Annotated in this window: 12 protein-coding genes and 1 other RNA gene; 9 read left to right on the top strand and 4 right to left on the bottom strand. The window is 66.9% G+C overall.

Annotation, left to right across the window (positions count from 1 at the left end; translation table 11 throughout):
- Window positions 1–146 precede the first annotated feature (146 nt).
- The 3 genes from IPG50_15695 to IPG50_15685 all read left to right on the top strand — a co-directional run bounded on the left by IPG50_15695 (window position 147) and on the right by IPG50_15685 (window position 3724).
- A complete protein-coding gene (locus tag IPG50_15695) occupies window positions 147–1736 on the top strand; it encodes a hypothetical protein (protein MBK6693629.1) in 1590 nt (529 codons plus the stop codon).
- A 33-nt stretch (window positions 1737–1769) separates the two neighbouring features.
- Entirely contained in the window at window positions 1770–2912 is a 1143-nt protein-coding gene (locus IPG50_15690) for a DUF4388 domain-containing protein (GenBank protein ID MBK6693628.1), read from the top strand.
- A 116-nt stretch (window positions 2913–3028) separates the two neighbouring features.
- The gene (locus tag IPG50_15685; protein ID MBK6693627.1) at window positions 3029–3724 is read left to right on the top strand and encodes a Bax inhibitor-1/YccA family protein; all 696 of its coding nucleotides are present in this window, start codon (window positions 3029–3031) and stop codon (window positions 3722–3724) included.
- 104 nt (window positions 3725–3828) lie between these two features.
- Here IPG50_15685 and IPG50_15680 read toward each other — a convergent pair whose 3' ends face one another.
- From IPG50_15680 to IPG50_15670, 3 genes are all read right to left on the bottom strand, one after another.
- Window positions 3829–4620, bottom strand: a complete 792-nt coding sequence (locus IPG50_15680; protein ID MBK6693626.1) for a hypothetical protein — start codon at window positions 4618–4620, stop codon at window positions 3829–3831.
- 298 nt (window positions 4621–4918) lie between these two features.
- Window positions 4919–5152 (bottom strand): hypothetical protein, encoded by a 234-nt coding sequence (locus IPG50_15675; protein MBK6693625.1) that lies wholly within the window; start codon window positions 5150–5152, stop codon window positions 4919–4921.
- 96 nt (window positions 5153–5248) lie between these two features.
- Entirely contained in the window at window positions 5249–6445 is a 1197-nt protein-coding gene (locus tag IPG50_15670) for a hypothetical protein (protein MBK6693624.1), read from the bottom strand.
- Between the two features lie 317 nt (window positions 6446–6762).
- Here IPG50_15670 and IPG50_15665 point away from each other — a divergent pair, with 317 nt between their 5' ends.
- The 4 genes from IPG50_15665 (at window position 6763) to IPG50_15650 (ending at window position 11243) form a co-directional block, all read left to right on the top strand.
- On the top strand, window positions 6763–7533 hold the full coding sequence (locus IPG50_15665) for a D-alanyl-D-alanine carboxypeptidase family protein (protein ID MBK6693623.1): 771 nt from the start codon (window positions 6763–6765) through the stop codon (window positions 7531–7533).
- A gap of 103 nt (window positions 7534–7636) precedes the next feature.
- Complete coding sequence (locus IPG50_15660; GenBank protein ID MBK6693622.1) at window positions 7637–8554, top strand: L,D-transpeptidase family protein; 918 nt, start codon at window positions 7637–7639, stop codon at window positions 8552–8554.
- 95 nt (window positions 8555–8649) lie between these two features.
- Entirely contained in the window at window positions 8650–9351 is a 702-nt protein-coding gene (locus IPG50_15655) for a hypothetical protein (protein MBK6693621.1), read from the top strand.
- Between the two features lie 209 nt (window positions 9352–9560).
- Window positions 9561–11243 (top strand): protein kinase, encoded by a 1683-nt coding sequence (locus IPG50_15650; GenBank protein MBK6693620.1) that lies wholly within the window; start codon window positions 9561–9563, stop codon window positions 11241–11243.
- Window positions 11244–11250: 7 nt separating this feature from the next.
- Here IPG50_15650 and IPG50_15645 read toward each other — a convergent pair whose 3' ends face one another.
- Window positions 11251–12222 carry a DUF72 domain-containing protein gene (locus IPG50_15645; protein ID MBK6693619.1) on the bottom strand — a complete coding sequence of 324 codons (972 nt, stop codon included), beginning with the start codon at window positions 12220–12222 and terminating at the stop codon, window positions 11251–11253.
- 87 nt (window positions 12223–12309) lie between these two features.
- Between IPG50_15645 and IPG50_15640 the strand changes: the two genes are divergently transcribed.
- Window positions 12310–12750 carry a hypothetical protein gene (locus IPG50_15640; GenBank protein ID MBK6693618.1) on the top strand — a complete coding sequence of 147 codons (441 nt, stop codon included), beginning with the start codon at window positions 12310–12312 and terminating at the stop codon, window positions 12748–12750.
- Window positions 12751–12809: 59 nt separating this feature from the next.
- Window positions 12810–13181, top strand: a transfer-messenger RNA (tmRNA) gene (gene ssrA / locus IPG50_15635).
- Window positions 13182–13686: the final 505 nt, after the last annotated feature.

The following is a 13686-nucleotide window of genomic DNA, read 5'->3' as shown; positions in this document are numbered from 1 at the left end:
TGGTTACGAGTATCCGTCCGGCGACGACTGGCTCGCCCGGGTGGATCGAACGCACGCCGACGCGAGCGACCGTTCCGGCCCCACGGAACGATTTCACCGCGGTAGACGATGTGGGTGGGTGGCATGAATGGTGCGTGACGCCAGCCATGCTTTCTCGCGCCCCTTTCGCGTGGTTGACCCTTCTCGCCGCCTGCTCTGCCGCCGATGTCGCCGACGACGATCTCGCCGACGAGGCCGCCCTCGAGGGCAGCTCCGTCGACGTCATCTTCTCGCCCCAACCCGCCGCGAGCACGCACACCGTTCGCATTGCCCAGCTCATCGCCGACGCCCGCTATTCGGTGGACGTGGCGATGTACAGCTTCTCTGACGCCGAGGTGGCACGCGCGCTCGAAGCCGCCGTCGCCCGGGGCGTCAAGGTCCGCATGATCTTCGAAACGGCCGGCGAGGACACGCGCCTCACCGGCGACGCCAAGGCCAACTCGAAGTCCGGTCGCCTCGAGAGCAAGGGCATCGACGTTCGCTACGTGAACAAGATCATGCACCACAAGTTCGTCATCGTGGACGGGCCACGAGACGTGAAGAGCCGAGCGCGCACGGCGAAGGTCGCCAGCGGCAGCGCCAACTGGTCCGGCGGTGCCGGCACGAAGTACGACGAGAACACGATGTTCTTTTCGAAGGTGCCCGAGCTTACGCTGCGCCTGCAGCGGGAGTTCGATCACCTCTGGAGCCATTCCCGCGACTTCGCCTTGGCGACGCCCATCGCGCAAGAGCTCTCCACGCTCGCCATCCCCGACAGCCTCATTCCCAACGACAAGAACGTCGACGCGCTCTTTACGTCCGACAACTTCAAGGTCACGGACACGACCTTCTCGACGAATGCCAAGAACACCATCTCCGACGCGCTCGTCCTCGCCATCAAGGGCGCCAACGAATCGATCCACATCGCCTCGGGCCACCTGCGCTCGCGCCCCGTGGCACTGGCCCTCATGGAGAAGAAACAGGCGTCGCCCAACGTCGACATTCGCGTCTACCTCGACGGTCAGGAGTTCATTTCGGTCACGGGCCACAACGAGCAGCAGGCGAAGCTCGACGGTTGCCTCGCCGACGCCGGCGCGAACGAATCGAAGCAGAGGAAGTGCACCGACAAGGGCTTCCTCTACGGCTACGCCGTGGGGAAGGCCGGCGTCGACGTTCGCTACAAGTACTACGCGTACCGTTGGGACGCCTCGTACGCGAAGCAGATGCACAACAAGTTCTTCCTCATCGACAAGAAGACGCTCTTCTCCGGCAGCTACAACCTCTCGGACAACGCCGAACACGAGACCTTCGAGAACGTCCTCGTCTTCCGTGCCCCGAAACACTCGGCCCTCATCAACGCCTTCGAAGAGCGCTTCTCTACGCTGTGGGACACGGGCCGCGATGGAACGTTCGCGCGTGTGAAGTCGACCATCGCCACGGCGGGGACAATCCCCCTCGTCTTCGACGCGTCGGCGCTCACGCACGATGAGGTCACGTCGCTCAAGCGGCTCATTCGCGACAACTGCCCCGCCGCCGACAGCGCCGCCTACCGCCAAGACGCGGCAGGTCATCAGAGCTGCCCGCGCGGACGCCCCGGGACCGGCAGCACCGCCGGCCGCGCCGCCGGAGCCGGAGGCGCCGCCCGCCGAAGAGGGGGCCGGTGGCGGCGGATGACGACGCGTCTCTCGTGCGGACAGGCGCGCGGACGAGCGTGCTGACGAAATCAGGCGTTTGGCTCTACGCTGGGCGCCATGCCTCCTGAGCGCCGCCGCAGCCCTCGCGGTTGGACCAAGATCTGGATCGCCGTCGACGGACTCGACACCGAGCTCCGGCCGCAAAGCGGCAACGTGAGCGCAACGGGCATCTACTTCGAATACGACCGCAACGTCGGCGAACCGGGCAAGGTGGAGTGGCTCTACCTCTCGAGCGCCGATCGCATTGTCTCGCTCCAGATCATGGCCTGCGTGGTGCGGTCCGTTGCCTTCCCGGGGCCCGACGGAAAAGTCACGCAGGGCGTCGCCCTCCAGTTCATGCCGGAGAGTGACGAGGCCATCGCGCAGCTCCGGGACTTCTTGCACTACGTGCTCGCGCTCGCCGCCGACGGCGTCCGCGCGCACGACGCGCGGAGCGTCGGTCGAGAGACCGGCGTACGGTCCATCGTGCTCGAGTCCGACTGGGAGCTCCCCGTGGGGGCGCCGGTTCGCGTCGCCATCATCACACGTGAGCTTCCTCGGACCGTGCGCGTCGAGGGGCGCGTCGTGCGGCACTCCACGGACGCGGCTCGCGGCAAGCGCATCGAGATCGCTGTGCAGCAAGCGCTCGATGGGCCCATTCGCCGCTTCTCCGCCGGCACGATGTCGGCGGTCGTGGCGCCAACGGAGAAGGTTCAGGTGCGCGCGCGCCGGTTCACGCCCGCCTTCGGCATTCCCTTCGCCAAGAACGAAGACTTCAAACAGGACGAGCGCGATCGTGAGGAGTCCGTCAATGAGGCGCTCGAGGGCCTCTTGGGCACGCTCCTCGAGGTGCGCACACAGCCGAAGGGCGCAGTCCGCAGTCACCTCGCCGGCGAGCTTGAGCGCATCAAGTTGCCGACGCTGCTTCAGGTCATCGATATGGACAAGATGACGGGGGAGCTTGAGCTCCGGCGCGGCGACGCGACGCGGCGGCTCTTCTTCCGTGAGGGACGCGTCGTGGATGTCGAACCGGTGCTCTTGGCGTCGCCGCGCGACGAGCTTCGAAGCGCCTTCGGTTGGGCCGACGGTAGCTTCGACTTTAACGTCGTGCCGGTCGAACGTCCTGACCGCCTCGACACGACGACGATGGCCCTCCTGCTAGATATTGCTCGCCAGACCGACGAGGAAAATCGCGCCGAGGCCGCCGACGAGACGATCTAGAAGAGACGAGCTAGCTGAGGCGTTGGGCCAGGCCGGCCGACCACGGGGGCTGGCGCGGCAGGATTGTGTGCCCGTGACCTCGCGCGACCCAAAGAGGCGAGTTATCCTCCGCTCCTATGAACTACCGAACCGCAGGAGCAGTGGCGCGTCGCCCGGCCGCCGAGGTCGAACAGCGTTTCATGTCGGCCGTTTACCGATGGATGACGGTAGGCCTGTTTTTGACCGCGACGGTCGCCTACGGCGTCGCCAGTTCGCGCACCCTCCTTGAGATCATCGTGGGCAACCGCATGGTCTTCTGGGGCCTCATCCTCGGGGAGTTCGGGCTCGTGTTCGCGCTCTCGGCGTCCGTGCACCGCCTCTCGGCGGCGGCCGCTGGCGCCATGTTCCTCCTTTATTCCGCGCTCAACGGCGCCACGCTGTCGATTCTGCTGCTCATCTACACCGGCAACTCGGTGGCCGCGGCGCTCGCCGTGACGGCCGGCACTTTTGCGACGATGAGCCTCTACGCCACCGTGACGAAGAAAGATCTCTCGAGCTGGGGCTCGTTCCTCTTCATGGGGCTCGTGGGCGTCGTCATCGCCGGCCTCGTCAACATGTTCCTGCAGAGCGGCATGATGTCGTTCATCATCTCGTGCGCTTCGGTGGTCGTGTTCACGGGCCTCACGGCCTACGACACGCAGAAGCTTCGTCAGGTCGCGGCCGCCGGCGGCGGCTCTGGCGCGCTCGCGGTGAGCGGCGCGCTCATGCTCTACCTCGACTTCATCAACCTCTTCCTCGCGCTGCTTCGCCTCTTCGGCAGCCGCCGCGACTGAACGCATCGCCGCCCGTCGCAACAAAAGCACGAACGCCCCGCTGTCGGGGCGTTCGCGTTTTGTCAGCTCTGTTGGGAGCCGCGGAGCGCAAAGGGCGCGAGCCGCTACTTCAGCGTGAGCGGCTTCGAAGCCCAGAGTCCGTGCAGGTTGCAGAACTCGTAGGCCGTCACGGACTTCGTACCCGCCGGCAACACGAACGTGACCGAGGGCGGCGCCGCGTCGCCAACCTTCAGCTCGAGCAGTCCCGCGACGACCCCCGTGTCGGTCTTGACGTAGATGGTGGTGACGTAGTGCTCGGGCACGCTGATGGGGCCCGTGGGTGGCGGCGGCGGCGGCGGCGCGGCATCGATCACCGGCGTACCGCCGTCCGTTGCGCCGCCGTCACCGGCGTCGTCGACGGCCCCGTCGCCGAGCGTCCCCGCATCCATGCCGGCGTCCATCGCGCTCCCAGCGTCGACCGCTGCTGGGCCTCCGTCGACGACGATGGTGCTGGCCTTCTGCATGACGTGGTTCACCAGCACCGTGACGCGGTTGGCGAGCACGGTGTCGGCGACCATCGTCGGAAGATGGCTCGCGATGCGGTCTTTCCAAGGGCCCGGCGCCGCTTCCGTGTAGATCGCACCTGCCTCGAGCTGTTTCGCGCGCGCGTCCCACGCCGGGTTGGGCAAGGTCGGCGCTTCGACGACCGGGGTCGGTCCCGTCGGACCTCCGGGCACGTACTCGTCGGCCTCGGTCGGTGTGGGCGTCGGCTTCGGTCCCGTCGTCGCGCCGCCGCCGGTCGGGGTCTCGGTGCCGAGCCGATTTGGTTGGGTCGCTTCGGAGCAACCTTGCAGCAGCCACCCGAGCCCGCCCGTGCTCGTGAGCCCCATCACCGCCAGGAATGATCTCCGCTCCATCGCGCCCTCTCCCTTCGTTCGGTTTCCCGCGAGGGACGACCTACGCACCCAACGTGCCATGGAGTGGGAGACGCAACGCGTTCGTGTTTTGTCACCGCCGTGCGACAGATCGCGACCTGGCACCAAGCTCCCTACACTCACCCCTGAGGGCTCGATGGATCAGCGATGGGTGTGCTGGGCCTCGGGGCCGAGGTGCCGAGAGGTGCCGACAAATTGCTTTAACGCCGGGAATTTCCAGCGAGTACGTCACCGCCGCAGGAAGACTATTTCAGTCTGGCGGGCGCGAGGTGCGCGCCTCTCACTCCTCGTCGACGGCTTTCTGGATCTTCGCTTCGGTCTCGGCTTTGGCCGCCTTTTGCTCCGGGCTCGGGTCGAGCGTGGCCGACGTGATCTCGGTGACGGAGATCTTCGTGGGCTTCAGCTCCTCTTGGGCGCCAGGGACGGGCACTGCGAGGGCTTCGGTCGCGGACTTGTTGCATCCCATCGCGATGGAGGCGGAGACGAGTGCGAAGGCGAGAGCGAGTGTACGCATGGCGAGTGTTCCCCTGGGGCGATGCTTGGTGCGAGATGACGGGTGCTTCACGATAGCGTCCCACATGGGGTGCGCCAGGTGTTTTTCGGATTGGCTCTACGGCGCAGCGGATTCCTCTTCGATCTCATGGGCCTCATCCCGATCGCCTACGAACTCGCCTTCGCTCGGCTCCTCAAAGAAGCCCTCGGGAACGTCGCGTTCCGAGTCGCCGTTCGTGGGCCGCGCGAGCTTCGGAAACGCGCCGGCTCGGTAATCGGCGCGCTGCTCCGCCGTGAGCCCTTCGAGGTACTTCACGAGCTCCTTGTAGGTGACGCACTTGACCTCGGGCTTGCCGCAGACCTCCTTGGCGAAGTCCTGCATCGCGGCCCAGTACGCGCCGCCGTTCCACTTTGAGAAGTGGTGGCCGATGTGCAGCGGCGCTCGGTTGCCGTAGTAGTTGCCTTTGAAGTAGGCCATGTACGTGTCGATCATCTGCTTCCGATAGACGCCCGAGTTGGCTGCATCGGCGACGCCGCGCGAGTCGGCGAAGTAGAAGTTGTAGTCCATCGACAACGTCTTCTTGCCTGAGCCGACGATGCGCAGCTGCGCGAGGGGGAAGTTCCAAACGTTGCCGAGCTTCTGCGGCCAGTAGCTCGCCTCCGCCGTCTTGCTCGTGTCGTACGCGTAGCGGCGCTCGCCGAGGACTTGAAAGAGGCCCGTGCTGTGGCCCAACTGCGGCGCGCGGAATCCGCCGATGTCTTCGAGGCGCACGGCCGAGAGCTTCTTGACGGCCTTGGCGCCGAAGAAGATTGAGTCGAACTGATCGAACTCGCTCTTCCAGTCGTCGTGGGTCCACGCGCTGCCGTCGAAGTGTCCGTTGGCGTGCGAGGCGATCTCGTGGCCTTCGTTCGCGGCGCGGTCGACCCAGTCGACGCGGCTTTGAATCTTCGCTTCGTCGCCGCCCCAGCCGATGGCGCTCTTGCCAACACCCAAACCGTGCGGCGCCGTGTAGCGCGCCTTCTTGGCGTCGGGGATGAAGTAGACGCCGCTGATGAAGTACGTGAACGCGAGCGGCTTGCCCGACGCGGTCGTCGTCTTCGCGAAGGCGAGCGACTCCTCCCAGAAGGCCAAGTTGAGCGAGCCATCGAAGCCCATGACCACGAACTGCGGAGGCCTCGAGGTCTGGAGCGCGGCTTGGTCGGAGCTCTCCTCCTTAGAGGAGGCACACCCTGTGGCGAGCGCCGCCGACGCCACGAAGGCGGCGAGGGGAACCCAGGACGTTCGGAAGGACTGAAGGAGCGAGAAGGGGCGCATACCCACACACGAGCACCTGCGGTGCCAGCGCGTTGGCGCACCCGGGAAGGGCCCCGGCGATGAATTTCGCGGTGGAAACCTGGTCTTGCGCGCCCCTGGGGCGATGTCTCCCAAACCCGCGGATCGCCGAAACAGCTTGAGCTTCGTCAGTTTTCTAGGGCCTGTTCGGAGGTGTTTTTCGTCTCTCCGTCGCAACGGTGGGAGACAGGGGGGGGAGACACTTAGGGCCCAGGAGGTGGCTTTTTTCTCACCCAGGGCCCTTTTTTACAGTTTCACTGCGTGTTTTGAAGGGGCCTATTTCCTGCTGTAGGCGGGACATGGTCATCGCACGTTCTGCTCTCCTCTCGCTCCTCCTCCCACTCGCTGCCATGGCCTGCTCGGCGGCGCCTCGTGACGACGACAGCGAAGACGACGGTGAGATGGAGACCAGCTCCGACGAAGCGGCCCTCTCGAGCGCCGTGAGCTGCGACCGCGAGCGGCAGCCCGCCTACTCGGGTGGTTCGAACATCGGGACGATGGACGTCGTGAAGGTCGGCGGTAAGCGCGTGGGCATCAAGACCGCGCACGCTTTCCTCAAGCTGCAGAAGGCCGCCGCGGCGCAGGGCGTCGACGTGTGGATCAACAGCGGCTTTCGCACGATGGACGAGCAGCGCTACTTCTACGGCTGCTACCAGTCGGGCAACTGCAACAACGGCAACCTCGCCGCGCGCCCGGGCTTCTCGAATCACCAGAACGGTCGCGCCCTCGACCTCGGCACGAGCAACCGTTCGCGGCTCAACCAGATCATCTCGCAGCAGGGACTCGACTGGCGCCGCACGGTGCCGAGCGAGGCGTGGCACTACGAGTACTTTGGCGGCAACGTGAGCGGCCCGTGCGATGGCAGCGGCGCGACGCCCGACGAGCCGTCGACACCCCCGTCGAGCAGCGGCTGCTACTCACCGACCTTGGGGCGTCGCGTCGCCCAAGCCGCCTGCGTTCAAGGCGCCGCGACGGGCGCGTGGTTCCAATGCGACAGCGGCAACTGGGAGCGCGGCGTGAACGGCAGCCGCGGACCGCTCGGCGCTTGCTCGGCTTCCCACCCGCTCTGAGTCCTGAAAAAGACGCCGAGGCCGCGTTCGTTGTGTCGATTTACGCCCCGTGGCGGTCTATAGCCACGTCCGACCTGGCGTCGTGCCGGCGTCCCGGAGAACGATGCGACACTCAGCGACGGTAGGCCTGCTTTCGGTAGCGATCTTCGCATGCAGCGGCGCCCTTGAAGCGCCGCCTGCGCCCGCTGGCGGAGCGGCGAGCGCCGTCGAGATGCTCGCGCTCTCCGTCACAGTCGAAGGAGACGGACGCGTTCGCTCCGAACCGGAGGGCATCGCCTGCCCCGGCGCCTGCACCGCGACCTTCCCGCGCGGCACCCGCGTTCGCCTGGTGTCAGAGGCGAACGCCGGCAGTCACGTCGACCAATGGGGCGGCGCTTGCGACGGCGCCGCGTCGGTGTGCGAGGTCGAGGTCAACGGGGCCGCGTCAGTCGTTGCCGGATACGCGGCGCACGACACCAAGTGGGAGCCGTCGGTGGGCGAGGCCGATTGCCGTGACGCGTGGGGCGGCGGCGGCGAGAAGCTCTCGCCATGCGACAAGACGCCCGATGACTACGTCGTGGTCCACAAGTCGCGTCGAAACCTTGCACTCTGCAAGGAAGGCCGCGTGATGAGGAACTTCCGCGTCGGTCTCGGCTTCACGCCCGCCGGCGACAAGGTCAAGCAGGGCGACGGCAAGACACCCGAAGGCGTCTTCTTCATCCCGCGCGTCTTGCCCGACTCCGACTACCACAAGGCGTTCCTGCTGAGCTACCCGAGCCGCGACGACGCGGCGCGCGCCGCGAGCGAAGGGCTCGTGAGTCGCGCCGAAGCCGACGGGATCCTGTCCGCCCACGCGAACTGCACCGAGCCGTCCCAAGAGACGAACCTCGGCGGCGCCGTCGAGATCCACGGGCAAGGCGGCAAGGCTGGCCAAGACGGCTCAACCGATTGGACCGCTGGCTGCGTGGCGCTTCAGAACGAGCAGGTCGATGCGCTCTGGAGCGTCCTTGAGACGGGGGACACGATCGTCGTCCTGCCGTGATAGGCGCACGTCGGCGTGCATGAGGTGGAAGGTGTGCGCTCGCGAAATGCTGTCGGCGACGGGACGCGAAGCGCTTCGCACGATATGTTGAGCGCGTGGCGTTGGTCTTGCGCTCGGCGCTGGGAGCTCTGCTTGGACTCGCTTCGCTAGGGGCAACGCTCGGCGTGTCAGCGTGCTTCAGCGCGGAAGGGGAGCCGTCGTCATCGTCGTCGGATGCGGGGCCCGCGCCGCAAGTGATCACGCTCCCGGACGGGGCGGTGATCATTGGCGTCGTTCTCCCCGACGGCGCCATCGTCGAAGTGCCGATCCCCGACGCCGGCGATAGCGGCATCGCGCCGGTCATCCCCGGCATCGATGCGGGCAACGGCTTCGACTACGCGCCGCCCTACGTCCAGACGCTCGGGCCATCCTCGCGCAGCGACGCCGGACACAATTTCGCCGCGAACAAGCCGCCGTCGAATCCCTGGAAGACGCGGTGCGTGGACTGCCACAAGGCCGGAGGCTCGGCGGCGAGTCGCCCATTTTTCGCCGGAGGTTCGGTGCGCAACCGGCCCGACGGTGGGCCCGCCGTGAGCGCGGAGGTTCGCCTCAAGACGTACTACGCCCCGAACGCGGTGAACGCGTACACCGACGACGACGGCAACTGGTTCATCCCCCTTGCTGCGGCGCAAGACGCGGGCGTCAACTTCAGCGTTCGGCCTGGGATTCGAAACGCGGCCGTCACGCGGATCATGCCGGCGTCACCGGCCGCGGGCTGGTGCAACCAGTGCCATAGCGGCTCCAACTACCTCTTGTGACCCTTGTGACCTCGGCGGCACCGTCTCCCATCCGCGACGGGTGAGTCGGACGCGAGTCTGCGGTCATTGAGGCGCTTCTCTCACGCCGTCCTACATGGCGACTCCAACGAAGACGCGCAGTTGCTCCTCGCTGTTGTCGTGAGGAGAACGCCTAGCGCTACCCACAGAAACGCCTACCGGTTGGCGTGCCCGATGCAGTGCGTCTAGGCATGACCCCGTCACGCGCAACCTCCGCTTCCCGTCCTCATGACTACGCGCAGGAGAGCGACGTTCGCCACTCCGAGCTCTTCGCGCTGCCGCGCAGTGGCTCGGTGTGCAACTTCCCCCCGGCGCCGTTCCGCGAAGCGGCGCCGACGTTGGTCGAAGAGCCGTGGTTCGAAGAGATCATTGACGCGCCGACCTCGTCGGCCGCGGGTCTCTCGAGGGTCGCCGTTGGCACGCACCTGGGGCGCTACGAGTTGCTCGCGCCGTTGGCTACGTTTGGCGCCGCCTCGTCCTTCATCGCGCGCCAGCGGGGCGAGATGGGCCTCTCGCGCATCGTGTCGCTCTTGGCGTTTCCGTCGTCGATCAGCGAGACGTCGGGCTGCGCCGAGCTCCTCTCCGAGGACGTGCGTCGCGCCGCCGCGCTCAGGCACCCGAACGTATGCGAAGTCCTCGAGCTCTGTGACGAAGGCTCGCATCTCCTGGTGGCGACCGATTGGGTGCAGGGCGTGTCGCTCCAGGAGCTGGTCGTCAGGGGGGAGAGGGTGGAGCCGCTCCCTGTCGAAGTCGCAGCGTTCGTGGTCGCAAGCGCCGCCGCCGGGCTTCACGCCGCGCACGAGTTCGTCGACACCGACGGTCGCTCGATGCCCATCGTGCACAAGAACCTCTCGCTTCGTTCGATTCACGTCTCGGGCGTGGGGCACGTCCGCGTGACGGGCCTCGGCATGGTGCGCGCGCTCAGTCGGCTGGAGGAGCAACAGGCCGAGTCCACACGGGCGTATCCGAAGAGCGCCGGCATCGGATACCTCGCGCCGGAGGCGATCTCGGGCGGCGGCGTCGATCGGCGCACCGACGTCTTCTCGCTCGGCGCGATGCTCTACGAGCTCACGACGGGCGTCTCTCCGTTTACCTGCGGCAACGACTTTCAGGCTGTCGAGGCGCTCCTCTCGGGCTCCTACGCGCGGCCGAGCGAAGTTGTGCCCGGCTTTGCGCCGGAGCTCGAAGCGATCATCGCGCGGGCTCTCGACCGCGAGCCGCTCAAGCGTTTCCCAACGACCGAGGCGATGCGCGCTGCGCTCGAGCTGTGGCTCATTCACTCGGGCTTGAAGACGAGCCCGGCCCAGCTCGCGGAGATCGTGAACTCGCGCTGTGGCGAGTTCATGGCGTCGCGCCGAGCCGCCCTCACGGTCCAGAGCGACGAGGTCTACGCGTCGGGCGTGCGTCGCCTCGTGCCGCTCGCGGAAGCGCCCGCGTCCCCGGCGGTCGTTCGCCGCGCCGAGGCGCTCTTGCTCGATACGCCCACGCTCTCGCGAACGGTGCTGCTCGGTGGGCCCCGTCGCATGTCGTTTGGCCGCTCCATCGTTGTGCTCGCGGTGGCGGCGCTGGCGGGGAGCCTCACGGCGCTTCTGCTCTACACGTTTCGCTCGCCGCCGCCGCCGGTGAAAGCGGCGACCGCTGACGCCGTCGCCATGCGCGCCGAGCCGGTCTTGCCGGCGCCGGTGGTCGCGAGGCCCGTCGTCGTCGTTGCCGAGGCCGCGTCGGTGCCCGCAGCGGCCGTGAAGGTGGAGACTCCGGCTGCCGCGCCCTTGCGCCCTGCTCCGAAAGCCGCTGCGGCGACCGCTGCTCCCGTCGCGCCGATCGCCGCTGCCGTCGCGCCCACAATGCCCGCGCTCCCCGACAGTCCTTACTGAGTGGGCCCTACGGAGCGGGAACTCTCTCGCCGAACGCGGCATCGGCGATGCGACGCAAGGTGAGGGGAGCCGCGCCCTCGGCCTTGTTGTTCGCGATGAGGAAGACCGCGTGCGCGTGTTCGGCGATGGCCTCGGCGAGCGCCGACACGGTCGCGTCGTCGGGCGCTTGGATGGCGTCGAACGGCGCGAAGGTGCGCTTGGCTTCGTCGTAGCGTTGCGGTGCGGTTGCCAGGCGCGTCAGGTTCCACCGCACGACGAGCGGTCCCGGCGGCTGGCTCGCTGCGAGCGCGAGCTGATGCTTCGCGTCGGGCATTCGAGGATGAAGGCCCACGGCGTAACGCACGCCGTGCTCCGAGAGCGTGGTGCACAGCTCGGCGGTGGCCAGCGACGCGTCGCGAACCTCGACGGCGTAGAGCGGGCCTTTGGGTAGGCGCGCCAAGAAGCGATCGAGCTCCGCGATGATGCGGGCCACGTGGAGCGAGTTGGGCATCGGTGAGAGCTGAAAGAGCAGCGGGCCGGCGTGGTCGCCGAGGCCCTCGCGCACCGGCTCGATGAACGCGGTGATGGCGGCGTCCGCGTCGAGGAAGCCGCTGTTGTCGCCGATGGGCGTGCCCGTTCGATCGCGCAGCGCTCTGTCGGTGATGCTCGCCGGGGCTTTGATGAGGAAACGAAAGTGGGGCGGCACGGCCGCCGCGTAACGCGCGAACTCCTCGGCGTTGAGCGGCGCGTAGAAGCCCCGGTCAATGCCGACGGAGCGAAAGAGCGGATGCCTCGCGTAGGCCGCGAGGCCCTCTTGGGCGAGGAGCGCGGGCGTGGCCTTGTGGTCGTAGACGAGGCCAGCCCAGCCGGGAAACGCCCACGACGACGTGCCGAGGTGCACGTGGAGCGGAACGCGATTCGCGAGGGCGCGGAGGTCTTCGCCGAAGGTCGCTGCGCCGACCGTCGGTGCGCCGAAGCTGCCTAACGAAAGCTGTTTCAAGGGCGCCTCCAAGAGATGGATAACACGCGGTCCAGGACGATCCTGCGTCCACTTGTCGAGGGCGCGCGCGCGCGTCACGTTTCTCTCATGACGCTTGTGCGGTTGGGGGAGGCGATGGTGCTCGGTGCACTGCTGGAGCTCTTGCGCCCGGTGGGCTACGAGCTCATCGCGCACTGGAAGCAGGGCGAGTTTCACCACGACGTGGTTCTGCGCGTGCCCCGTGCGGCCGCGCTTGGTTTGCCCGGCGAGGTGCTCGTGGTCGCGACGAACTGCAACGGCGGCATCAAGGAGGTTCTCTCGTTCGATCGCGTGCCCGAGCGTTACGCCTTGTGGCACTGGCGCTGCCCGCACGTGGCGGACTTCAGTGGAGAGCTGCCGTCGATCTTGGGCACGGCGACGACGGCGCATTGGTTCGACCCGTGCGAGCTGCTCGCCGAAGACGCGCGGAGCGAGCTCAAGGAGGAGGCGCGCGAGCGTCAGCTCGGCGGTGGCTTCACGATGAAAGGGAGCTGCTCGAAGGGATCGTGAGGGCGCCGGTTGACGTAGCGGCGGCCCGACGTATCTTGAGGCGGTCCGGTTCGTTCATCGGGGGCGATCGGTTTCGACGGAGGTACTCGACTTCTTTGCTGCGTGCCGTGGCATCCGTAGACCCACGTAAAAATCCACGGAAACCCTAATTGCGAACGATAACGCAATGCCGGAAACGGCACTCCTCGCGGCCTAAAGAACCGACGAAGACGTCCACCCCAAGAGTCCGTCAGTAGTCTGGGGCTGGGCGTAACGAACTGACTAGCCAAACGTCGGGCCACCGGGCGTAAGGCGAAAATAAACAGGTTGCTAGCGCCGGGGAGAGGTTGTCGATGATCGCGACCCGGTGCGAAGCAAATCACCGACTACGCACGTAGAGGCAGGAAGAACGCGGCTTTCGGACCTGGGTTCGATTCCCAGCGCCTCCACCCTGTTCACGAAACGCCCTCGCACCTTCGGTGCGGGGGCGTTGTCGTTCCCGGGGCGCTGGTCATCTGTCATTTCTGTACTCGTCCACTTCGCCCGGCCTCGCAAGGCCTCGGCCGGCTCCGTGGACTCGTACAGAAAAGAATCGATTCCCAGCGCCTCCACTTATTGCTCAGGGGTGCTTCGCATCCCTTCGCCTGTCGCGCTGCTCATCTGTCATTTCTGTACTCGTCCACTTCGCCCGGCCTCGCAGGGCCTCGGCCGGCTTCGTGGACTCGTACAGAAAAGAATCGATTCCCAGCGCCTCCACTCTGTTCACGAAACGCCCTCGCACCTTGCGGTGCGGGGGCGTTGTCGTTCCCATCCCAGGGCGCGCTGGTCATCGCCTCGCCTGTACTTCGCAGACTCGTACAGGCGAGGTCGATTCGCGGTGAGGCTGCGGGCGTCGTGGGGCGGCTTCGTGGACTCGTACAGAATCGATTCCCAGCGCCTCCACCGGCGCAGCAGAGC

This window comes from Myxococcales bacterium (assembly GCA_016703425.1).
Classification (GTDB): domain Bacteria; phylum Myxococcota_A; class Polyangia; order Polyangiales; family Polyangiaceae; genus JADJCA01.
This window is presented reverse-complemented; position numbering and strand designations above follow the sequence as displayed.